Annotated in this window: 21 protein-coding genes; 7 read left to right on the top strand and 14 right to left on the bottom strand. The window is 69.0% G+C overall.

Annotated elements, in window-relative coordinates:
- Positions 1–33: 33 nt before the first annotated feature.
- From EV192_RS33610 to EV192_RS33595, 4 genes are read right to left on the bottom strand one after another with little or no spacing between them, the layout of a single operon-like run.
- Positions 34–849 carry a carbohydrate ABC transporter permease gene (locus EV192_RS33610; RefSeq protein WP_132122625.1) on the bottom strand — a complete coding sequence of 272 codons (816 nt, stop codon included), beginning with the start codon at positions 847–849 and terminating at the stop codon, positions 34–36.
- Complete coding sequence (locus EV192_RS33605; protein ID WP_132122624.1) at positions 849–1,790, bottom strand: carbohydrate ABC transporter permease; 942 nt, start codon at positions 1,788–1,790, stop codon at positions 849–851. The genes EV192_RS33610 and EV192_RS33605 overlap by 1 nt, the downstream gene beginning before the upstream one ends.
- Positions 1,790–3,079 carry an ABC transporter substrate-binding protein gene (locus EV192_RS33600; RefSeq protein WP_132122623.1) on the bottom strand — a complete coding sequence of 430 codons (1,290 nt, stop codon included), beginning with the start codon at positions 3,077–3,079 and terminating at the stop codon, positions 1,790–1,792. Before EV192_RS33600 ends, EV192_RS33605 begins: the two co-directional genes overlap by 1 nt.
- Before the next feature lie 17 nt (positions 3,080–3,096).
- Positions 3,097–4,020 carry a zinc-binding dehydrogenase gene (locus EV192_RS33595; protein WP_132122622.1) on the bottom strand — a complete coding sequence of 308 codons (924 nt, stop codon included), beginning with the start codon at positions 4,018–4,020 and terminating at the stop codon, positions 3,097–3,099.
- A gap of 89 nt (positions 4,021–4,109) precedes the next feature.
- Between EV192_RS33595 and EV192_RS33590 the strand changes: the two genes are divergently transcribed.
- The 3 genes from EV192_RS33590 (at position 4,110) to EV192_RS33580 (ending at position 7,509) form a co-directional block, all read left to right on the top strand.
- Entirely contained in the window at positions 4,110–4,901 is a 792-nt protein-coding gene (locus EV192_RS33590) for an IclR family transcriptional regulator (protein ID WP_165960760.1), read from the top strand.
- A complete protein-coding gene (gene melA / locus EV192_RS33585; RefSeq protein ID WP_132122620.1) occupies positions 4,898–6,193 on the top strand; it encodes an alpha-glucosidase/alpha-galactosidase in 1,296 nt (431 codons plus the stop codon). The genes EV192_RS33590 and melA overlap by 4 nt, the downstream gene beginning before the upstream one ends.
- A 185-nt stretch (positions 6,194–6,378) precedes the next feature.
- Positions 6,379–7,509 (top strand): hypothetical protein, encoded by a 1,131-nt coding sequence (locus EV192_RS33580; RefSeq protein WP_132122619.1) that lies wholly within the window; start codon positions 6,379–6,381, stop codon positions 7,507–7,509.
- 43 nt (positions 7,510–7,552) lie between these two features.
- Here the strand turns inward: EV192_RS33580 and EV192_RS33575 are convergent, their stop codons facing one another.
- Genes EV192_RS33575 through EV192_RS33565 form a run of 3 tightly spaced genes read right to left on the bottom strand, consistent with a single transcriptional unit; the run spans position 7,553 to position 9,764 of the window.
- Entirely contained in the window at positions 7,553–8,335 is a 783-nt protein-coding gene (locus EV192_RS33575) for a class I SAM-dependent methyltransferase (RefSeq protein WP_132122618.1), read from the bottom strand.
- Positions 8,332–8,598, bottom strand: coding sequence for a MoaD/ThiS family protein (locus tag EV192_RS33570; RefSeq protein WP_132122617.1), 267 nt, complete (start codon positions 8,596–8,598; stop codon positions 8,332–8,334). Before EV192_RS33570 ends, EV192_RS33575 begins: the two co-directional genes overlap by 4 nt.
- Positions 8,598–9,764 (bottom strand): acyl-CoA dehydrogenase family protein, encoded by a 1,167-nt coding sequence (locus EV192_RS33565; RefSeq protein WP_165960759.1) that lies wholly within the window; start codon positions 9,762–9,764, stop codon positions 8,598–8,600. The genes EV192_RS33570 and EV192_RS33565 overlap by 1 nt, the downstream gene beginning before the upstream one ends.
- 133 nt (positions 9,765–9,897) lie before the next feature.
- Between EV192_RS33565 and EV192_RS33560 the strand changes: the two genes are divergently transcribed.
- Positions 9,898–11,226, top strand: coding sequence for an NsdA family TPR-like regulatory protein (locus tag EV192_RS33560; RefSeq protein ID WP_132122615.1), 1,329 nt, complete (start codon positions 9,898–9,900; stop codon positions 11,224–11,226).
- Between the two features lie 7 nt (positions 11,227–11,233).
- Here EV192_RS33560 and EV192_RS33555 read toward each other — a convergent pair whose 3' ends face one another.
- From EV192_RS33555 to EV192_RS33535, 5 genes are read right to left on the bottom strand one after another with little or no spacing between them, the layout of a single operon-like run.
- On the bottom strand, positions 11,234–11,671 hold the full coding sequence (locus EV192_RS33555; RefSeq protein ID WP_132122614.1) for a VOC family protein: 438 nt from the start codon (positions 11,669–11,671) through the stop codon (positions 11,234–11,236).
- Positions 11,672–11,703: 32 nt separating this feature from the next.
- Positions 11,704–12,477 (bottom strand): IclR family transcriptional regulator, encoded by a 774-nt coding sequence (locus EV192_RS33550; protein ID WP_132122613.1) that lies wholly within the window; start codon positions 12,475–12,477, stop codon positions 11,704–11,706.
- Positions 12,478–12,530: 53 nt separating this feature from the next.
- On the bottom strand, positions 12,531–14,192 hold the full coding sequence (locus EV192_RS33545) for a thiamine pyrophosphate-binding protein (RefSeq protein WP_132122612.1): 1,662 nt from the start codon (positions 14,190–14,192) through the stop codon (positions 12,531–12,533).
- Entirely contained in the window at positions 14,189–16,018 is a 1,830-nt protein-coding gene (locus EV192_RS33540; RefSeq protein WP_132122611.1) for a GMC family oxidoreductase N-terminal domain-containing protein, read from the bottom strand. The genes EV192_RS33545 and EV192_RS33540 overlap by 4 nt, the downstream gene beginning before the upstream one ends.
- 25 nt (positions 16,019–16,043) lie before the next feature.
- Complete coding sequence (locus EV192_RS33535) at positions 16,044–16,778, bottom strand: SDR family NAD(P)-dependent oxidoreductase (RefSeq protein WP_132122610.1); 735 nt, start codon at positions 16,776–16,778, stop codon at positions 16,044–16,046.
- A 132-nt stretch (positions 16,779–16,910) separates the two neighbouring features.
- Between EV192_RS33535 and EV192_RS33530 the strand changes: the two genes are divergently transcribed.
- From EV192_RS33530 to EV192_RS33520, 3 genes are read left to right on the top strand one after another with little or no spacing between them, the layout of a single operon-like run.
- On the top strand, positions 16,911–17,948 hold the full coding sequence (locus EV192_RS33530; RefSeq protein ID WP_132122609.1) for an ABC transporter permease: 1,038 nt from the start codon (positions 16,911–16,913) through the stop codon (positions 17,946–17,948).
- Positions 17,945–18,988: a sugar ABC transporter substrate-binding protein gene (locus EV192_RS33525; RefSeq protein WP_132122608.1), complete on the top strand. Its 1,044-nt coding sequence runs from the start codon at positions 17,945–17,947 to the stop codon at positions 18,986–18,988. The genes EV192_RS33530 and EV192_RS33525 overlap by 4 nt, the downstream gene beginning before the upstream one ends.
- Positions 18,978–20,462: a sugar ABC transporter ATP-binding protein gene (locus EV192_RS33520; protein ID WP_132122607.1), complete on the top strand. Its 1,485-nt coding sequence runs from the start codon at positions 18,978–18,980 to the stop codon at positions 20,460–20,462. Before EV192_RS33525 ends, EV192_RS33520 begins: the two co-directional genes overlap by 11 nt.
- On the opposite strand, the gene EV192_RS33515 is transcribed toward EV192_RS33520, so the two are convergent.
- Both EV192_RS33515 and EV192_RS33510 read right to left on the bottom strand, forming a co-directional pair.
- A complete protein-coding gene (locus EV192_RS33515) occupies positions 20,453–20,716 on the bottom strand; it encodes a hypothetical protein (RefSeq protein WP_132122606.1) in 264 nt (87 codons plus the stop codon). The genes EV192_RS33520 and EV192_RS33515 overlap by 10 nt on opposite strands.
- The gene (locus EV192_RS33510; protein WP_132122605.1) at positions 20,665–20,892 is read right to left on the bottom strand and encodes a hypothetical protein; all 228 of its coding nucleotides are present in this window, start codon (positions 20,890–20,892) and stop codon (positions 20,665–20,667) included. The genes EV192_RS33515 and EV192_RS33510 overlap by 52 nt, the downstream gene beginning before the upstream one ends.

Below are 20,892 nucleotides of genomic sequence, written 5' to 3'. Positions count from 1 at the left end.
AGATTCCTTCGTATCACAGGGAAAGGAATACGGTCAGCCCTTGAGCCCGGAGAAGGTCATGGTCGCGACGAACTGCTTCTGCGCGAACAGGAAGAAGCCGATCAGGGGAGCCGTCGCCACGACGTTCCCGGCCATCAGCAGTGACCACTGTGTTCGCCTGGCCCCCAGGAAGTCGGCCAGACCCAACTGCAAGGTGTAGTTGTTCTCGTCGCTGATGGCGACGAGTGGCCAGATCAGGTCGTTCCACGAACCGATCAGGGTGAAGATCGCCAGGGTGGCCAGCGCGGGCTTGGCCAGCGGCAGGATGACCCGCCAGAACGTGCCGTACGGCGTGCACCCGTCCAGTTTGGCCGCCTCCTCCAGCTCCCTGGGCAGGGACAGGAAGAACTGGCGCATCAGGAAGATGCCGAACGCGCTGGCCAGCCACGGGACGAAGGCCGCGGCGAGAGTGTTGAGCACGCCCAGCTTGCTGAACATCACATAGGTCGGGATCATCAGCAGCTGGGTGGGGATCATGATGGTCGCCACGATCATGAAGAACCCCATGGTCCGGCCGGGGAACTTCAGTCGGGCGAAGCCGTAGCCGGCGAGCGAGCACAGGATCAGGTGCGCGACCACCGAAACGCCGGCGACGATCACGGTGTTCATGAACCAGTTCGCGATCCGCGACTGGTCGAACAGCTTGGTGTAGCCCTCGAACGTGATCCTGGACGGGAAGAACCGGGGCGGGAACTTGTTGATGTCCGACTCCGGTTCCAGCGACGTCATCACCAGCTGGACCAACGGGAACAGGAACACCAACGAGATCGGGAACAGCAGCAGGTGCCACCGCGAGAACCTGGCGCGCATCAGAACGCCTGCACCTTCGACCGTCGCGAGTACACGACCATGGCGATCGTGATGAGAATGGTCACCGCGAACAGGCCGTACGCCACGGCCGACCCGTACCCGAACTTCAGGCCACGGAACGCCTGATCCCACAGGTAGTACACGACCGTCTGGGTCGCCCCCAACGGGCCGCCCTTGGTGGTGACGAAGACGAGGTCGAACAGCTGCAGCGCGGTGATCGTCTGCCAGATCGTGGTGAACACCGTCACCGGCGCCAACTGCGGCACCACGATGTGCCAGAAGACCCGGAACGACGACGCTCCGTCCACTCTGGCCGCCTCGACCAGGTCGACCGGGATGTCCTGCAGGGCGGCGAGGTAGACCACCACGGTGAAGCCGAGCTGCTGCCACAGCGCCATGATCGCGATGATGACCATCGCCTGGTGCTGGTTCTCCAGGAAACCCTGCTGCGGCAGGCCGATCACCCGCAACAGGTTGTTGGCCACCCCGAACTGCGGGTTGAACACGTACGTGCTCAGGATGCCCGTCGCCGCGGCGGACACGACGAACGGCACGAAGATGCACGTCCGGTAGAACCCGATGAGCCTGATCTTCCGGTTCAACGCGACCGCGAGCAACAGTCCCAAGAGGATGGACGCGGGCACGAACAGGCCGGTGAACAGGAGGGTGTGCTTGACCGCCTCGCCCAGGGTGGGGTCCTGGGCCATGCGTTCGTAGTTGGCCCAGCCGACATCCGTCGGGGCGCTGAAGCCGTTCCACTTCTGCTGGGAGAGGAAGAACGCCCAGACCGCCGGGAAGATCGACAGGCCCAGAACTATGAGCGTGCCGGGCGCGGTGAACGAGAGGCCGACCCCCAGCCGGCCCAGCGTGCCGCGTCGCCTGCGGCGCGGGCTGGGCGCGGCCCGGGTGTCCTTGTCCGACGACAGTGTCAGGGTGGCCATCAGTTGCCCGCCAGCGCCTGATCGGCCTTGGCCGCCGCCGCGTCGAGCGCTTCCTTGCTGGTGGCGGCGCCCTGCAGGGTCTTCGAGACCGCCTCACCCACCGCCTGGGACAGGCCGACGTATCCCTGGACGGTCGGCCGCGGCTTGGTGACGTTGACGGCGTTGGCGGCCATCACGTCGATGCCGGGCGCCTGCTTGCGCAGGTCCTCGAACGCCGGTGTGGCCGTCTCCGAGGCACGCAGCGGCAGGTTGCCCATGGCCAGGTTCCAGCGGGCGTCCTGCTCGGGCTCGGTGAGCCACTTGGTCAGCTCGTACGACCAGTACGCCCGGTTCGGGTCCTTGTGGTCGAGCAGCACCCACAGGTCGGGCCCGGAGATCGAGGTGTGCTTGCCCTCGAACGCCGGCAGGTAGGTCACGCCGTACTGGGTGTTGTGGGTGGTGAGGTCATGCAGCATGTACGGCCCGGAGATGATCATCCCGATCTGGTTGGAGTAGAACAGCGGACCGTACTTCTCGGTGGTCTGGTCCAGGTACACGCTCTTGTCGTCCACCGCCATCGACCGCAGGAAGTCCAGCGCCTTCACCCCGGCCGGGCTGGCGAACGCGGACTTCTTGCCGTCCGGGCTGAGCACGTCGCCACCGAGCTGCCACAGCAGCGGCCACAGCTGCCAGGTGGTGTCCTCGCTGCCTTCGACCGTGAAGCCGAAGCCGTAGGTGTTGGTGGCCGCGTTGGTCAGCTGCTTGGCGGCTTTCCGGAAGTCGTCCCACGTCCAGTCGTTGGTCGGATAGGGGACGTGCGCGTTGTCGAAGACCGTCTTGTTGTACAGCAGCGAGAGATTGTCGACCAGGGACGGGAAGCCGATCACCTGTCCGCCCGGGGTCGCGGTCTGCCGGGCCGCTTCGGGAAACTCCGACCAGCGCACCGCCGGGTCGTTGACCTTGTCGGTGATGTCCAGCGTGCGGCCGGACGAGGCCAGTTCGCTGGCCCAGCTGCCGTAGGCGTACGAGATGTCGGGGTACTGGTCGCCGGCGAAGCCCGCGGTGATCTTCTGCAGCAACGCGTCCGTTGTGGACGCGCCGGAGGAGACGTTGATGGTCACGTTCGGGTGTGCCTTGTGGAACTCGGCGGCCAGGTCCTCAAGGACCTTCTCCGGGTCCGCGGCCTGGCCGGTCCACCAGGTGATCGTGACGTTCGCGGCCGGGTCGACGGGCCCGCCGGCCGGCTTGCCGGAGCTACACGCGGCCAGCAGGAGCGTGCCGGCCGCCAGCAACGCGATTTTTCTCGCCATCACGTTGTCGTCCTTTCTCAGTCCGGAACGATGACCGCCTTGGCGATCGCGGTGTCCCCGTTGGCCAGTGCGTAGAACACCGACTCCGCCTGTGCGAGCGGCACTTCCTTGGTCCATGTCAGGTCGAGATCCGGCGCGAGCGCCACCGCTGCGGCGAAGTCGGCCGGCGTGTAGGCGAACGAGCCGACCACTCGTTTCTCCTGGCGCACCAAGGGATTCCCGGCAAAGTGCACGTCGTCGGACGCCAGTCCGATCCACACCGCGGTGCCGGCTGGGCGGCACCGTTCGATCGACGCGGCCCGGGTGGGTTCGGCGCCGACGGCGTCGAACACCACGTCGTACTCCCCTGCCAGCGCGGTGGTCGCGGCGAGCCCCAGCGACTCGGCGATCGCGCGCCGGCTGTGCGACGTCTCCGCGATGGTGACCTCGGCACCGTGGTGCCGAGCGACAAGCGCGCAGACAAGACCAATGGCCCCGGCGCCGATGACACCGACCCGTTCGCCGTTCGCCTGCGACCACGCGTGCACCGCGTTCGCCAGTGGTTCGATGAGCGTCGCCGTGCTCCAGCCGATGTCGTCGGGTAACGCGTGCAGCGCGCCCGTCGGAACCGCGACCTGCTGGCCGAAGCCACCGGGTCGGCTCACCCCCAGCAGCTCACGGGAACGGCACACTTGAGGAGCGCCGCGGCCGCACGAATCGCATGTGCCGCACGCCAGGAGCGGGTTGATCACCACGCGATCACCGGACTCGGTGACGCCGGCGAACTCGTGCCCCATGACCAGCGGCGGGACCCGCATGCCGACCGAGCGGAAACCGTGCAGCTCGCTGCCGCAGATGCCGCTGGCCTTGACGGTGACCACGGTCTCCGCCGGTCCCGCCTCGGGAGCCGGGATGTCGAGCAACTCGACCCGCCCCACGGCGGTGAAGACCAATGCCCGCATGCGTCCTCCGTCCTTCAGGTGGCAACGACCGTAGCAGTGATCCGCTCAGCGGACTAGCGTTTCTGTCAGCGGAATGTAATAGTGGATCAGTGGCCACCGACTCATCCCCACACCAGGCCGTCGACCGTGCCCTTCAGGTCCTCACGTTCCTGGGCCGGCATTCGGCCGGCGCTTCCCTGCAACAGATCTCGGCCGGGTTAGGCGTCCCCAAGCCCTCGCTGCACCGGATCCTGTCGTCCATGCGGGCCCGCGGTTTCGCCACCCAACAGGAGCCCGGCGGGCCGTACCTGCTCGGCCCGGCCGCACTGGAGGCGGCGTTCACCTTCCACGCCGGGTTCGACCTGCGCCAGGTGCTGCACCCGCTGGTGCTCGCCATCCGGGACCGTTTCCAGCAAACGACCCATCTCGCGTGCCTGTCCGGTGGCGAGATCAGCTACATCGACAAGGTCGAGGCCAACCTCGGCGTCCGGATCACGTCGGTGATCGGCGGCCGGAACCCGGCGCACGCCACCGGTGTCGGCAAGGCGATGCTGGGACAGCTGCTCACCGACGACTCCTCGGTGCGTGACTGGGTCAAGGAACACGGCCCGTTGGTCCAACGCACACCCCACACCGCCACCACCGCCGAGCAGCTGGCGGACGCCCTTCGTGCCGTACGCGAGAAGGGCTGGGCGGTCGACAACGAGGAAAGCGAACTCGGCCTGATCTGCGTCGCGGCGCGCGTCCCCATGGTGTTCGGCGAACTTTCGCCGCTCACCGCGATCAGCGTCACCGGACTGCGGGATCCGATGTACGCCCTTGGCGTGGACCGGATCGGCGCGGACCTCCTCGACCTGATCGCCCGTTTCGACTACTCATCCGAAAGGACTGGCCAGCAGTGACCGTCATCAGCTTCATCGGCGCGGGCAGCGTCGAGTTCACCCGCGACCTGGTCGCCGACCTGCTTCGCTTCCCCGACCTCGGCGACGTCGAGCTCAGGCTGCACGACATCGACGACACCAGGCTACGCACCGCCGAAGGGGTGGCACGGTCGATCGCCACACAACTCGGCGCGGCACCGACGATCGTGGCCACCGCCGACCGCCGCGCCGCGCTGGACGGCGCCGACTTCGTGGTGAACATCGTCCAGATCGGCGGCCTGGCCGCGACCAGGACCGACTTCGCGGTCCCGGCCAAGTACGGGTTACGGCAGACCATCGCGGACACCCTCGGCGTCGGCGGCATCTTCCGTGCCCTGCGGACATTCCCGTTCCTCTCGGCGCTCGCCAAGGACATCACAGAGCTGTGCCCGGAAGCGTTGCTGTTGAACTACACCAACCCGATGGCCATGAACATCTGGTACTTGTCCCGCGTCGCCCCTCAGGTGCGCGCGTACGGCCTGTGCCACTCGGTGTACTGGACGGTCGTCGGGCTCTGCGAGGTCATGGGCGTTCCGTACGAGGAGGTCGACTACCACTCGGCGGGTGTCAACCACCAGGCGTGGCTGCTGTCGATGGAACGCGCCGGCCAGGACCTGTACCCGTTGCTGGACGCCAAGATCGACGCGGACCCGGAGCTGCGCCGGCGGGTCCGCGTCGACATGTACCGCCGCCTCGGCTACTACCCGACCGAGACCAGCGAACACTCCAGCGAATACGTCCCCTGGTACCTCAAGGACCCCGGCGAGATCTCGCGGCTGCGCATCCCGGTCGACGCGTACGTCGCCATCAGCGAGGAGAACGTGGCGACGTTCGAGCTCACCCGGGACATCGTGGCCGCCGGCGGGCAGGTCACGATCGAGTCGGGCGCCACCGAGTACGCGCCCCAGGTGATCCACAGCGTGGTCACCGGAACCCCCCGCCGCATCCAGGTCAACGTCCCCAACACCGGCCTGATCACCAACCTGCCCACCGGCGCCGGGGTGGAGGTACCGGCCACAGTGGACCGAAGCGGCGTGCATCCGTGGCACGTCGGCGACCTGCCCGTCCAGTGCGCCGCGTTGAACCGCTCGTTCCTCAACGTCGGCGAACTCACCGTCCAGGCGGCCGTCACCCAGGACGCGCGGATGATCCGACAGGCGGCCATGGTCGACCCGAACGCGGCGGCCACCCTGACCGTCGACAGGATCTGGGCCCTGTGCGACGACCTGGTCACCGCCCACGGCGACCTGTTGGAGCCGTGGACTGTCCGTTAAGGCTCTCCGGTGTGATCCAAATGGCGGGTGACATCCAGCACCCGCCCTTTGCTCGGGAAGGGCCGCTGGCATCCGGACGCCGTGCCCGTTGCCGAACGGTCGATTTTCCCCTCGGGCCGTATCCGGGTGCCGGCGGGCTTCGTACGCTCCACCGGAAAGCCTTGCCTGATCACGGAAAGGTCGTCATGTCACGTAGATTCGCCGGGATGGTCGGGATTGTCGCCGCCGTCCTGGTGTCGGCGACGGCACCGGTTTCGGCCGCGGGGTGGACTCAGGTCGCGGTCCCTCCCCCGGCTGGCAACAACATCATTCTCAACAGTGTCGACATCCGCACCAATACGGACGCCTGGGCTGCCGGAACCGCTTTCGCGACCGCGGGCGGCAGCACGTTTCTCCCGATATACCACTGGAACGGCGTTTCGTGGAGTCTTCTGCCGACGCCGCCCGTCAGCACTGTCGGCGCGTTGAAGTCGGTCAATGCGAGCAGTGCGACGGACGCGTGGGCCGTCGGGTTCACCGGGACCAGTTCCCGGGTGACCAACGGGGTGGGCCTGCACTGGGACGGGACCGCGTGGACCTCGCCCGCGAACACGGGTGCGGTGGCCAAGCTCAACGGTGTCGCCGATCTCAGTGCCACCAACGCTTGGGCGGTCGGCGTCCAGGGCCGGTTCAGTCCGGCCGCGGTCCAGCACTGGGACGGCACCACATGGAGTTCCGTCACCATCCCGCATCCGACGCCGCAGGGGTCCGGGCAGGGGGAGAGCCTGGTCGCGGTGTCCGCGCGCACCGCTTCGGACATTTGGGCGATCGGGTCGTTCAGTCCGGAAACCGGCCCGAGCCAGACCTTTGCCCTGCACTACGACGGAACAACGTGGTCCCTGGTGCCCATGCCGTCGTCGGGTGATCCACAAACGACATTCGTGCTCAACTCGGTCGCCGCGGTGGGCGCGAACGACGTGTGGGCGGTGGGCCAACGGGTCGCCGCCGGTGGCACCCCGGTCGCCACTCTGGTCGAACACTGGGACGGTACACAATGGACGGTTGTGCCGTCCCCGTCGATCGGTGTCTTCCCGCACCTCAACGGCGTCTCCGCGCGTGCGGCGAACGACGTGTGGGCCGTGGGATACTCGCCGACCGCGATCGGCGGCCAGGAACAGAACGCCGCCCTGCACTGGGACGGCACGGCGTGGACGGTCTCGTCGACCCCGATGGTCACCGACTTCAGCCAACTGTGGTCGGTGTCCGCCAAGCCCGGCACCGCGGTGTGGGCCGTCGGTGTCTCCCGGAACGGTCCGTTGGCACTGACCCATCCATAGTCACCTCGTGAGTGGTTTGGTGCGTCAGAACGCACCAAACCACTCAAGAAACAAGCGCGGTGACATAGAAGCACGTGTTGTGAAGCACGTACGAACCGTCGGTCCGCCGGTAGGGCGAGATCGACTCTGTGACGGTCTCCACCACCCGGTCCCGACCCGAGTAGTTGATCGCACAGGTCGCCGAGCCGGTCGACAGCAGTCCGCGCAGTGCCGTGTCCAGGTCCTGGTACACCCACGGGCACGGAACGGTCCGCCACGGCGACGGGACCAACCCGGCACGCGACAGCAGTCTGTGGAGCGTGCCGGGATCCGACAGGTCCAGAGCCGGTTCCGGGCCGGGCGGCATGAGCCCGCCAAGGTCGAGGAGATATGTCAACGCGTCGCACTGCAGGAGCGGTCCCCAGGTCGCGACGACGATGCGGCCGCCCGGCCGCGTGACTCGCATCGCCTCGGCGACCACGCGGTCCGGGCTGCTGGCGAAATGGAGGCTGTTGAAGGCCGTCACCACCGAGAATTCGGCCGCTGGGAACGGGATGTGTTCCATGTCCCCGACCAGGAACCGCCCGGTCGGGTTCCGGGCACGGGCGATCTCGATCAGCGCGGCGGACGCGTCCAGCCCGCTGACCACCGCGCCCCGGTCGCCGGCCAGCTGGACGAACTCCCCGGTGCCGCAGCCGACGTCCAGGAGCGACTGCCCGGCCCAGGGCCCGAGTTCGTCGAGCACGGCGAGCGACGCGGGCAGGATGGTCCGTTGCTGGACCTCGGCCCAGTCCCGGGCCCGCGCACCCCAATGCTCGCCGGCCAGTTCCGCCGGCGTGCCCGTCACCCGCCCGCGACCGCGGTGAAGAACTCGATCTGATCGTCCTCGCCCAGCCTCATGGCGACATCGGGATCCGGGATCATTTCGCCGTTGAGGACCACTCGATGCGCTTGCCGCAACTTTCCGGAGTTGTCGAGGAGAACCCGCCGCACCTGGGGGTACATGTCCGCCAGTTCACGCACCGCGCCGGCCAGTGTCGTGGCCGTCACCGCCACCGAACGGTTGTTGCCCGCCGCACGCCGCAGCATGCCCGTGAGCTCGAAGTTCATCACCGGCCGCCCTTCTCCTTGGTCCGGCCCGCGCGCGCCACCACACCCGCGCCGAGGTTGACTTCCAGGATGTCGTTGGTCCCCGCGACGAGGGTGAGCCCGCTGAAGTCGCGCATGTACCGGCCCAGGTGCGGCGTGCCGTAGAAGCCATAGCCGCCCAGCACACGGAACGCCGATTCGAGGACGAACCGGATCTGCTCGGCCGCGAAGTACTTGGCCGCCGACAGGATCGGATCGAACACCGGCTCGGCGCGACCGGCACCGACATGGGAAAGCGCGTGGTACAGCATGACCCGCGCGGTCTCGACCGCCACATACATCCGGCCCAGCGTGGACTCCACGTTCTTCAGTTCGGCGACCGGCTCGCCGTACCGGATGCTGGTGGACAACCGGGCGGCGCAGTCCTCCAGGACCCGCTGGGCGCGCCCGAGCGGGCCGCAGGTGATCCACAGCCGCTGGTTGCTCAGGAACCGCTGCGCGTGCGTGAGCCCGTCGCTGGCCTGCAGTATCCGGTCCGCGGGCAGCGGGACATCCTCGAAAGTGAGCCCCGCCGCACCGGCTGTCCGCATCCCCAGCGGCTCCGCCGGGGTCACTGTCACGCCGGGATCGTCCCGCTCCACCAGGCACGCCACCATGTCCCCGACCTCGTCCAGCGGGTAGGTCAGGAACACGTCGCTCATCACCCCGGCCGTCACGTAGGACTTCGCGCCGGACAACACGAAGTCGTCGCCTTTCCGGCGCAGCACGGTGTGGAAGGACCACGGGTCCGCGTCCTCGGTGTAGGCGATGCCCGCGCCGATGGTTCCCTCGCCGATCGGGACCGCGTACCTCTTGATCAGGTCGGCGCGACCGGACTCGTGCACGAACCGCGCGATGTCGATGGTGTGGTTGATGATCATCGGCAGCGCCGAGTCCGCGCACCGGTAGCCGATCTGTTCGAGCACCATTCCCCAAGTCAGGACGTCGACCCCGGCACCGCCGATCTCCGGGGACAGGGACAGCCGGTGCAGTCCGGCCGCCGCGAGCGCGGCCAGCAGGTCCGGCGGCGGAGGTTGACGCGCCTCGTCCCGCTCGACCACGGTCCTGCTGACCTCGTCGAGCAACGCTCCCCAGCGGGTGTCGACCAGTTCTGCGATCTCGGCCCGCCGGTCCGACAGGTCATCCACGGCTTCGCCTCCAGTCGCTGGGTGAACTGTCAGTACACCTTCAGCCGATGTGGTGGCCCAGCCGGTGCGCGCATCCTGGGTGTTGAACGTGTTGAACACTGGCAACGTTTCCTCCCCATCCGCAGGAGAGACCATGCCACCGGGCGCACGCAACGACCGGCTCCGGGCGATGCTGCGGGCGACGGCATGGACCTTCGGCGGTCTGGCACGTGCGGTGAACATCGCGGGTGCCGAAGTCGGGTTACGGCTGCGCTACGACCGAACCGCTGTCGCGCACTGGCTGTCCGGCGCCCGCCCGCAGGACCAGGTCCCCGCGCTGATCGCCGAGGTGCTGACCCGCAGACTCGGCCGGCGGGTAACCCTGTCCGAGATCGGCCTGTACCACGCTGACGGTGGGACGGACGGTTCCGGCGGTGTCGACGGCATGGTCGACCTGGCCGAACTGACCCGCGCTGACCTGGACCCAGCCGGCCACGCCGTGCTCGCCCACACGGTCTACCAGCTGGATGCACTGGTCGTGGCCGCGTCGCCGGGGACAGCCCGGCGAGTCCGGCTGCACCGCGACCTCGACCGGACGGGCTCGTTGTCCCAGCCCACCATCACCCAACACATCGCCGAGGTCTTCGCCGCCGCCAACCACCAGTTCGGCAGCGGCGCCACCAGGACCGCGCTGACCGCCTACCTCGTCCACGACGTCCTGCCCAGACTCGGCACCTCGGAAACCGAGATCGCCCATCGGGACCTGCTGGGCGCCGCCACCGACCTGGCACTGCTGATCGGGTTCATGTGCTTCGACAGCAACGAGAACGGCCTGGCCCAGCGGTACTATCGGACCGCGCTGGACCTTGCCGTCCTCAGCGGCGACCCCGTGCGATACGCGGTCGTGTTGCGCCACCTCAGCCAGCAAGCCTGTCACCTCGGCCACGGAGTGCAGGCACTTGGCCTGGCCCTCACCGCGCTCACGGCAGGCAGCGGCCTCGCCACACCGCACACCAGCGCCTTCCTGCACGCTCAGGTGGCCCTCTGCCATGCCACTCTCGGCCACCACGAGGACGCCGTCGCCCACCACTGCAGCGCCCGCGACAGCCTCCGGGACGCCATCGGACCACCGCCGACCTTCGGCTCCTATCACCAAGGCGAGCTGGCGTACCACGCCGCGTCGATCCTCACCCTGGACTGCGACACCAACGGTGCGATCACCGCGCTCCACACCGCGCTACGCCACTACCCTGCCACCGAACGGCGCTCTCGCCTGCTTGCCCTGGCCGCGCTCGCCGAACGGCAGCTCGACATCGGGCTGCTCGTCCACGCCTGCTCCACCGCACACCGCTTCCTCGACGACTACCCACACGTGTTCTCCGGCCGTGTCACCACCGCCATGGATACCTTGCGCAAGCGCCTTCGGCCGCTGCGGGGCCACCCCTCGGCTCGACGGTTCCTCCTGCGCGGTGCCAGCCTTTGATCCCTTGTCACACCACGCAGAACTCGTTGCCCTCCGGGTCGAGCAGCACGAAGTGGTCGGGCTTTCCGTCGATCGCGTCCTCGCGGACGATGGTCGCCCCCGCCGCTGTCAGCCGCTCCACCGCTGCCAGCACGCGGGGCCAGCGCGTCTCCCACGGCGTCTGGCGGCCACCGCCGGCCTGGATGTCGATGTGCACCCGGTTCTTCGCCACCTTCGACTCGGGCACCTGCAGGAACGACATGGTCGGGTACACCCCGTCCGGGTCGGTGAGGTAGGCGGCTTCGTCGTCATCGTCGCGGGAAATGCCGAGGTGGTCGAACCAGTCGTCCCAGGTCGCGAAGCCCTCCGGCGGCGGGCGTTCGATGTAGCCGAGGGCCAGTGCCCAGAACTCGGCCAGCTTCACCGGTCCGGCACAGTCGAACGTCACGCTCCACCTGGTCGCCATCCGATGATCCTAGTGTCCCGCGGCGCGGGACACTAACGGTCGAGCGGGGTCCGGACCGGGGTCAGCGACAGCTCACGGGACAGCGCCAAGGCCGCGGTCCGGACCGCGGGGGCCAGCCGATCGAGGTCCAGCGTGCTCGCGTTACCCGTGATCGACAGGGCGGCCACCACCCGGCGGCGCGCGTCGAACACCGGGGCCGCCACCGCCGACACGCCCACCTCGTATTCCTCGTGGTTGATGCCGTAGCCGCTGGACGCGGCACGGGCCAGTTCGCGGCGCAGCCGGCCGGGTGCCACGATCGTCCGAGGCGTCCAGCGGGTCAGGCCGGCGACGGCGATCCGGCGGAAGTACTCCGGCGACCCCATCGCGAGGAACACCTTGCCGGTCGCGGTGCAGTGCAGCGGCAGTTTGCCGCCAACCTCGGAGCCGATCGGCATCGACCGGTGCCCGCTCACCTTCTCCAGGAACATCGTGTGCATGCCGTCCTGCACGGCCAGGTGGATGTTCTCGTGCGTGGCCTCGTACAGGTCCTCCAGGTACGGCAGGGCCGCCTGGCGCAGGTCACGCCGCCGCGGCACGCGCTGGCCCAGCTCGAACAGCTTCATGCTCAGCCGGTACCGGCCCTCGTCACGTTCCAGCCCGCCCCACGCGACCAGCTCGGCGACCAGCCGGAACGCCGTCGCCTTGGGTAAGCCCGTCCGTTCCGCCAGCTCGGTCAGGGACAACGAGTCGTCGCTGGAGCAGAACGCGTCCAGCAGGCGCAGTCCACGGGCGAGCACGGATTTGGGCGGGCCGTCGGTGGGCATCTCGTGATGATGGTCGGCTGGCGCCACTTGGGCAACCTCACTAAGTCTGGGGGTCACGACCCACCACCGTAGCCGTGCTCGACGGCGTGGCTGCGGATCGGCACGTCGACCAGCAGCGGCCCGGCCAGCTCGCCGACACCGGCGATGGTGTCACGCAGTTCCTTCGCACTCGTCACCTTCGTCGCGGCGATGCCGAAGAACTTCCCCGCGGCCGTCCAGTCCACTGTGGGCGGAGCCAGGTCGAGACCGGGGTACCGGCGCAGCCGCGCGGCCGTGCCGCCGACGTTGTCCAGAGTCTCCTTCAACGTCCGGTACTCACCGTTGTTCATCACGACGAACGCCACGGGAACGTTGTACCGGGCCGCGCTCCACAGCCCTTGTATACCGAACATTGTGCACCCGTCGCCGAGTACGGCGACCACCGGCCGGTCCGGCGCGCCCAGGCGGGTGCCGATCGCGGCGCCAATCCCCCAGCCCAGTCCGCCGCCGACAGTGTGCACATAGGACCGAGGCCGAGCCGGCCGCAGCACGCGACGCAGCTTCAGCCCCACTGTGATCGCCTCTTCGACCACCACCGCGTCGACCGGCAGCCCGGCCGCGATCGCGTGCGCCGCCGCCAACGGGTCCAGCGGCGAATCCCCATACGCGGCAAGGGCTTCGGCGTCCACGTCGGCGCGGGCGGTCTCGGTCAGCACCCGGGCGGCTTCGAGCCTGGAAGCCGCGTCCGGCACCCGTCCCACGGTGTCGGTCAAGGCGGTCAGCGTGGGCCCGAGCGCGCCGACAAGCCCGGCCCGGACGGCGAAGTTACGGCCGATCTCGGCCTGGTCGGTGTCGAGCTGGACGACCGTCGTCCCCTCTGGCACGGCCGGGCCGGGTGTGTAGTGGTGCGGCATGAACGCGTGACAGCCGACCACGAACACGAGGTCGTGCGCGGCCAACGCGGTCCGGATGCCCACGTTCGTCGGCGGCAGCATCCCGGCCGACAGCGGATGCGTGCCGGGAAAGTCGACGCCGTCGAACATCGGCTGGTGGTACACGGTCGCGCCGAGCGCTTCGGCCAGTTCGGTGAGCTCCTCGATGACGCCGTCCCGGCCGACGGCGTCGCCCGCGACGATCGCCGGCCGCCGCGCCGCGGCCAGGACCTCGGCCGCTTCGCCGATCCCGGTCGCCACCCCCGGTCCGTGCAGGGTCGACCGGCCCAGCACGTCGACTTCGGTCTCCTCGGCCAGCAGGTCCATCGGGATCGACAGGAACACCGGCCCTTCCGGGGGCGTCCGCGCCAAAGCGAACGCGCGTCGCAGCAGCACGGGCAGATCCCGCGCGTGCTGGACTTCCACCGCGTGTTTCACCGCGGGTGTGGCCAGGCCGACGAGATCACCGGACAGCATCGGGTCCTGCACCAGGTGCCGACGATCCTGTTGGCCCGCCGTGATCACCATCGGCGTCCGCGAGCGCAACGCGTCCAGCATCCCGAGCAAGCCGTTCGCCACGCCGGCCGCGACATGCAGGTTGACGAACGACGGGCGTCGGGTCGCGCGGGCGTATCCGTCGGCCATCGAGACCGCGGTCAGCTCGTGCACCGCCAGCATATAGTCCATATCGGACACTCCGGCCAGCGCGTCGATCAGCGGAAGCTCGGTGGTGCCCGGATTCCCGAAGACCCGGTCAACTCCTTCCTCGCGAAGGATGTGCAGGACTGCGTCGATGGGCTTCACCTGGCGAACTCCTCGGCGATGTGGGCGGCGACCCTCGCAGCCAACGCCATGATAGTGAGGGACGGGTCGACCGACAGGGACGCCGGGACGAGTGATCCGTCACCGACGTACAGTCCGTCGACGTCGTGTGACCGCCCGTGCGCGTCGACGACGGATCGCGTGGGTTCGTCGCCCATGGGCGCGCTCCCTTGCATATGCGTTGTGGACAGTCCACTCCAGACAACTTCGTGTGCCCCGGCCGCGTGCAGCACGGCGATACCGAACGCCAACGCGTCGTCGAGCCTGTGCTGCTCGGCGAACGAGAACCGTTTGCTCACCACGACCTCGTCGCCGACGCCGAGGTCGATCTGGGCGGTGTTCTCGTCGGTCGCCATCACGAGCAGGCCGGCCCAGTGCCGGTACTGGGCGGCGGTGTCGACCAGCCGGCGCCCCCACATCGGCCGGTTCGCCTCGTCCACCAGACTCTCCGCGAACCCGACCGGGTCCTGGATCGTGGTCGCCGCCACGACGAAGTCCTGCTGGTGGTCGAGGCAGTGCGCGGTCAGCGGGTAGGACTGGTGGCAGTCCTGCGGTTCGGTGAACCGGCCGTACACGATCCGCGCCGGGTGCAGCCCGAGCGTCCGCCCGACCAGCCGCGACGACGGCGTGTCGATACCGGTGTTCTCCTGTGTACGCAACAAGATCTGTGGTGTGTTCAGCGCCCCGGCGGCGAGCACGACGACCGGTGCCCGCAACACGCCGTCACGTCCGTTGTGCCGGTAAGCCACCCCGGTGACGCGCGGCCGGGCACCGGACTTGTCCACGATCACCTGTTGCACGACGTGCCGGGTGCGCAACCGGAGCCCGGCGGCCAAAGCGGGCGCGAGGAACGTGTTCAGCGTCGACTTTCCGGCGTTGGTGGGACAGCCCTGCGGGCACGAGCCGCAGCGCGTACAGTTGTGGTCGGTGTGCGACCGGGTCGGGCACAGTGTCGCGCCCAGGCTCACGAATCCCTTCTCCACCTGGTAGACGCTGGATGTCCAGTCGGATCGTTCGCGCACCCCGAGCCGCTGTTCGATCCGCTCGTACCACGGTTCGAGGTCTGCCAGCGCGAACGGTCCGCGCTCGCCGCGCAACCCGGTCCGCGCGTGGAACCTGGCGATGTCGCAGTCCGGCGCGCGCATGGCCACCTTGGCGTCGGTCACCGTCGATCCGCCGACGCACCGCCCGGCCATCAGGGCGATGCCCTGATCGTCCGATGTGGACGCCGTGCGCGGCGGCCACCAGAGCCGGCGCCTGGCCTCCAGTTCGAACCGGGTGTGCGCGGCAGCCGGCTCGTACCCGCCCGCCTCCAGCAGGAGCACGTCCAGCCCACGGGCGGCGAGGTCGGCGGCGATCACCCCGCCGCCCGCGCCGGACCCGACGACGATCACGTCGGCCCGGTCGGGACCGGCGGGTGAGTACCGGTCCCACGGGCCGGGCGTGCCCGACGGCTCGGAGAGGAACCGCCAGTCCTTGCGCACCCGGACAGCCTGCGGCGGCGCGAACCCGATCACCTCGTGGCCGGTCGGCCCGGGGTGCTCGGGTGGCGCGTAGTCGCCGTAGAACGCCTCGATCGCGACCCGGCGCAGCCGGTCGAACGCGGCGCCGCCGGCCAGGCGGGCCATCGCGAACGTGTCCGTGACACCGGCCAGCACGCCGATCGCCGAACGGACCGCGTCTTCCTCAGCCCTGGACAGGGCAGGCAGAACCGAGGCGAGATAGCGGTCCGGGCGCACAGCGGCCGAGCCGGGCACGAGCAGTTCGCAGGCGCGGTTCACCACGTCCGCCTCCCCGGCGCCGAGCATGATCACCCCCTTCGGTCGCGGGTCGTCAATGCAGGGCCGACCCGCCGTCGACGTTCAGCGTCTGCCCGGTGAGAAAGCCGCTGCCCTCGTCGCAGACGTACCGGAGGGTCGAGGCGAGGTCGGCCGGGCGTTCAGTACGGGGCACCGCCTGCATCGCGCGGACACGGTCGAACCCGCCGCCCGCGCCGGTTGTGCGCGCCGCGGTCTCAGTGGAGGTCAGGCCGGGCGAGATGGCGTTCACCGTGATGCCGTCCGCGCCGACCGCGTTGGCCAACGCGCGGGTGAAGCCGACCAGCCCGGCCTTGGACGCGGTGTACGCCACCAGTTCGGGTGGGCCGAGGAAGACGACCGCGGACACGATGTTGACGATCCGGCCCCAGCCGGCGGCCCGCAGGTGCGGCAGCGCGGCCTGGGTGACCAGGAACGGCCCCTCCAGGTTCACCCGCATGATCAGCCGCCAGTCGTCCACCGTGGTCTCCTCGAAGGCGATCGGCGGGTAGATCCCGGCGTTGTTCACCACGATGTGCCAGCCGCCGAACTCCTTCACGACCAGGTCGGCCGCGGCCTGAACCGCGGCCGGGTCGGTGACGTCCACCTCGAGCGGCAGGTACTTCTCCCCGGCCAGCGCCATGGTCTCGGTCTGGTCGTCGACATCCCAGCCGCACACGTGGTGCCCGAGGCCGGCGAGCGTGATGGCGAACTCCCGGCCGAGACCGCGAGCGGCGCCGGTGACGACGGCGACACGACTGGGGGGCGTCATGAACCGCAGCGTGGGTGTTCTGCCGGGTTTCGACAAGGTCACCGTTTCACCCAACGAAACGTCCGTCTTGCCGTACCCACGTGGTGGCTGGTCATCTTCACCCTTAGTGACCAGCACCCGCGGGAGCCGCCGATGTCCACTCGCCTGGCCGATCGTTCCGCGAGTGCCGCCGCGCCTTGGTACCGCCACCTCGTGCGCGACGAACTCGGGGTCGTGCTGGTGCTGGTCACGCTTGTGGTCGTGGTCGGGGTGGCGCACTCGGACTTCCTGCGCGTGTCGAACCTGCTGTCGACCGCGCAGAGTTCGGTGTACGTCGGCCTGATGGCGTGCGGCATGGTGTTCCCGCTGGCCATGCGCGAGGTCGACCTGTCGCTCGGCGGGCAGTACGCGCTCGGGATCGTGCTCGGCGCGGTCCTGATCCGTGACGGCTGGTCACCGTGGCTCGCGTTGCTGGCGATCCTGGTGGTCGCCACCGGCCTCGGCTGTGTGAACGGACTCGTCACCACGTACCTGAAGCTGCCGTCGTTCATCGTGACGCTCGCCAGCGCGATGCTGTTCCGCGGGGTCGCGCTCGCGTTGGCCGACGGCAAGCAGATCAGCGGCATGCCGCTCGACCACGCGTTCTTCGACGTGTTCGGCGGCTCGCTCGCCGGGGTGCCGACGTCGGTGTGGGTGCTGCTGGTCGCGACGGTCGCGCTGACTGTCGTGTTCACCCGGACCCGCTTCGGCGCCCGGGTCCGCGCGATCGGCTCGAATCCTGACGCCGCCGAGTTCAGCGGGCTGCCGATCGCCCGCACCCGCGTCGCCGCGCTTGGGCTCTCCGGGTTCATGGCCGGCGTCGCCGCCGTGCTCGGACTCGCGTTCTTCGGCGCGGGCGACCCGACCGTCGGCAACGGCTACGAGCTGACCGCGATCGCCGCGTGCATCATCGGCGGCACTCCGCTCGCAGGTGGGCGCGGATCAGTGCCCGGCGCGATGATCGGCAACCTCATCCTCACCACCGTCGCGGCCAGCCTGGTGTTCCTGCAGGTGCCGATCAACTGGACGACGTTCGCCACCGGGGCGGTCATCCTGGTCGCCGTCGCCTTCGACAGCGTGCTGCGCCGAACCCGCGGCCACGGCCTGTTCCCTCGGCGTGCCCGGCCGCCGAAACAGGAGGAGACCTCATGAAACGTATCCCGATCCTGGCGTTGGCGTGCTGCCTGGTGGTGTCGTCGTGCGGGGCCAGCGAGTCCGCTGGGGACGGCACGCTCAAGATGGGCATCGCGGTCGCCAACATCAGCCTCAACTTCGCCCACGAGATGGTCGAAGGCGCCCAGCTGGCCGCGGAGAACGAAGGCGGCGTCAGCTTCAAGGCGGTCGGCCCGCCGAACACCGACGGACCGGCCGAGCAGCAGCTGTTCACCAACCTCACCACCACCAACCCGGACGGCGTGGTGCTGGAGAACCTCGACCCGCCGATCTTCACCCGGCCCGCCGCGCAGGCCGTCGACAAAGGTGTGCCGGTGGTCGCGTTGGACACCGCGCCCACCGACGGCAGCAAGATCACGTTCTACGTCGGCAACGACAACTACAACCTCGGTGTGATGCTGGCCGACGAGCTGCTGAAACGCCTGCCGCCGCAGCCGAACGGGTCGGTGGTCGTCGGCGTGCCGAACCCGGGGACGCCTGTGCTCGACAGCCGCGCCAAGGGCATCAAGGACACGTTGAACCAGAAGGCGCCGGGCATCAAGGTGCTCGGCCCGTTCCAGACGTACAGCGACCCGAACCAGAACTACGGCGCGTGGGCCGCGTTGGTGCACGCGAACGCGTCCGCGCTGGCGTTCCTCGGCGTGGGCGACGCGGACAGCTACGACCTGGCGAAGATCAAGCAGACCGAGAACGGCCAGTACCTGGTGGCGGGCGCGGACGTGGACGCGAAGACTCTGCAGGGTGTCAAGTCCGGCCTGGACTTCGTGACCATCGACCCCGAGCACTTCCTGAAGGGGTACGTGGTGACCGCGCTGCTCATCCGGTCGGTGAAGCAGAAGAAGCCGCTGCCGAAGGGCTGGCTGAACATGCCTGGCCTGGTCGTGGACTCGTCGAACATCGACGCGGTGTTGCAACGCCAGACCTCGCCGAAGGCGGCGTACGAGTTCTACAAGCCGGAGATCGACAAGATCCTCGCCGACCCCAACGCCTACCTGAAGCCCATGTCCGATGCCCGTTGAGGCGGTGGGCCTGAGCAAGCACTACGGCGGCGTCACCGCACTGTCCGATGTGGACTTCGAGCTGGCGCCCGGCGAGGTGCACGCGGTCGTCGGCGAGAACGGCGCGGGCAAGTCGACCCTGGTGAAGATCCTCTCCGGGGTGGTCCGGCCGGACAGCGGCGCGATCTCGATCGACGGCACACCAGTGACGTTCGGCAGCGCACGGGACGCACTCACCCGTGGCGTCGCCTTGGTGGCCCAGGAACTGGCGGTGTTCCCGGATCTGTCGGTGATCGAGAACCTGTTCCCGCTGGCGCCCATCCGGCGCGGGCCGCTGCTCAGTCCGCGACGGATGGCCGCGCTCGCCGCGCCTGTGCTCGACGAACTCGGCCTGCACGTGCCTTTGGGTGCACGGGCGGGGACACTGCCGTTGGCGGACCAACAGTTGCTCGAAATCGGCCGGGCGCTGCTGCGGCGTCCGGCCGTGCTCATCCTGGACGAGCCGACGTCGGCGCTTCAGCGTGAGGCCGTAGACCGGTTGATGTCGGTGCTGCGCAGGCTTGTCTCGCGTGGTGTCGCCGTGCTGTACGTGTCGCACTTCCTGGAAGAGGTGCTGCGGATCGCCACGCGCGTCACGGTGTTGCGGGACGGCCGGGTGGCCATGGCCGGCGTCTCGACGTCCACAGTGGACCTCGACGGCGTGGTGACCGCGATGCTCGGTTCCCGGACGATCGAGCGTCGCCCGGTCACCCAACGGCACACTGCGGGAACCGCGATCGCGGTCAAGGGGCTGAGCGTACCCGGCCAGCTGACAGACGTGTCGTTCACGGTGGCGGCAGGGGAAATCGTCGGCCTCGCCGGCCTGCAGGACGCCGGCCACCTCGCCGTCCTGGCCGCCCTGTCCGGCCGGGCCACCCCCACCGGACACGTGCGGATCAACGGCGCCTCAGCCCCCCGCTCCCCGCGCGCCGCCGTGCGTGCCGGCATCGCCTTCGTCCCCAGCGACCGCAAACGCTACGGCCTGATGCTCGACAAACCCGTGTGGCAGAACACAAGCGCGGTGAGCTGGCTCGGAATCGGCCGCGCCACCTGGTGGCTGCGCCAACAACAACTGATCGACACCGCCTGGCAGTACGGCACCCGCCTGAGCATCCGCGGCGCCCCCACCGATCTGACCGGCACCCTCTCCGGCGGCAACCAGCAAAAAGTCGTGATGGCCAAATGGCTCGCCGCCGAACCCACCGTGATCCTCCTCGACGACCCCACCCGCGGCGTCGACATCAGCGCCCGAGCCGAGATGCACGCGGTGATCGCCGAACTGGCCGCGGCGGGAAAGCCGGTCCTGCTCGCGTCCACCGACCTGGCCGAACTGTGCGAACTCTGCGACCGGGTCCTGGTCTTCCAACGCGGCCGCCTGGTCAGCGAACTACCCCACACCGAACTGTCGGAGCAGGCTCTCAGCGTCGCCATGAACGCGGGATTCGGTCAACGCTGAGCTGGCTGCCAGGCGCGCAACACCCGCTCGACGTCCTCGCAAGTGAGCTGGTCATCGAGGCCCCAATACGGTCGGGCACGGTTGAGCTTGGTGGTCTGTCGGCTGATCAGCGACCGCTCCTCGTCGACGGTCCGTACGCCTGCCGCGAACAGCTGGGCGTAACGGACAGTGTCGACGATCGCCGACTTGACCCGTTCGTGCGTCAGATAGCTGGCGAGATCAGCTTCCCACCCGGTCGTGCACTCGACGGGCATGACTGCCAGCCAACGCGCTGCCCGGCGATCCCGGTGAGAACATCGGATTCCGGCCAGATCCGCAGGTCCATCGTGTCCGCGCCGGGGATGGGAATACGGACGATCACCGGACCGCCCGGAGTCTCCAGCCGGATGTTGTGGTTGTAGAAGCCCGCCGCCGCCTCCGCACCGGCCAT

The sequence above is a fragment of the Actinocrispum wychmicini genome (assembly GCF_004345645.1).
GTDB classification, from domain to species: Bacteria; Actinomycetota; Actinomycetes; order Mycobacteriales; family Pseudonocardiaceae; genus Kibdelosporangium; species Kibdelosporangium wychmicini.
The sequence above is the reverse complement of the archived record's forward strand: the minus strand, read 5'-3'. Positions and strand labels throughout refer to the sequence as shown.

What these genes read in the sequence shown, in the direction of transcription:
- EV192_RS33610 (WP_132122625.1), bottom strand. Translation starts at nt 849, where the DNA reads ATGCGCGCCAGGTTCTCGCGGTGGCACCTGCTGCTGTTCCCGATCTCG.
- EV192_RS33605 (WP_132122624.1), bottom strand. Translation starts at nt 1,790, where the DNA reads ATGGCCACCCTGACACTGTCGTCGGACAAGGACACCCGGGCCGCGCCC.
- EV192_RS33600 (WP_132122623.1), bottom strand. Translation starts at nt 3,079, where the DNA reads ATGGCGAGAAAAATCGCGTTGCTGGCGGCCGGCACGCTCCTGCTGGCC.
- EV192_RS33595 (WP_132122622.1), bottom strand. Translation starts at nt 4,020, where the DNA reads ATGCGGGCATTGGTCTTCACCGCCGTGGGGCGGGTCGAGTTGCTCGAC.
- EV192_RS33580 (WP_132122619.1), top strand. Translation starts at nt 6,379, where the DNA reads ATGTCACGTAGATTCGCCGGGATGGTCGGGATTGTCGCCGCCGTCCTG.
- EV192_RS33570 (WP_132122617.1), bottom strand. Translation starts at nt 8,598, where the DNA reads ATGAACTTCGAGCTCACGGGCATGCTGCGGCGTGCGGCGGGCAACAAC.
- EV192_RS33560 (WP_132122615.1), top strand. Translation starts at nt 9,898, where the DNA reads ATGCCACCGGGCGCACGCAACGACCGGCTCCGGGCGATGCTGCGGGCG.
- EV192_RS33555 (WP_132122614.1), bottom strand. Translation starts at nt 11,671, where the DNA reads ATGGCGACCAGGTGGAGCGTGACGTTCGACTGTGCCGGACCGGTGAAG.
- EV192_RS33550 (WP_132122613.1), bottom strand. Translation starts at nt 12,477, where the DNA reads ATGCCCACCGACGGCCCGCCCAAATCCGTGCTCGCCCGTGGACTGCGC.
- EV192_RS33540 (WP_132122611.1), bottom strand. Translation starts at nt 16,018, where the DNA reads ATGCTCGGCGCCGGGGAGGCGGACGTGGTGAACCGCGCCTGCGAACTG.
- EV192_RS33535 (WP_132122610.1), bottom strand. Translation starts at nt 16,778, where the DNA reads ATGACGCCCCCCAGTCGTGTCGCCGTCGTCACCGGCGCCGCTCGCGGT.
- EV192_RS33530 (WP_132122609.1), top strand. Translation starts at nt 16,911, where the DNA reads ATGTCCACTCGCCTGGCCGATCGTTCCGCGAGTGCCGCCGCGCCTTGG.
- EV192_RS33525 (WP_132122608.1), top strand. Translation starts at nt 17,945, where the DNA reads ATGAAACGTATCCCGATCCTGGCGTTGGCGTGCTGCCTGGTGGTGTCG.
- EV192_RS33520 (WP_132122607.1), top strand. Translation starts at nt 18,978, where the DNA reads ATGCCCGTTGAGGCGGTGGGCCTGAGCAAGCACTACGGCGGCGTCACC.
- EV192_RS33515 (WP_132122606.1), bottom strand. Translation starts at nt 20,716, where the DNA reads ATGCCCGTCGAGTGCACGACCGGGTGGGAAGCTGATCTCGCCAGCTAT.
- EV192_RS33510 (WP_132122605.1), bottom strand. Translation starts at nt 20,892, where the DNA reads ATGGCCGGTGCGGAGGCGGCGGCGGGCTTCTACAACCACAACATCCGG.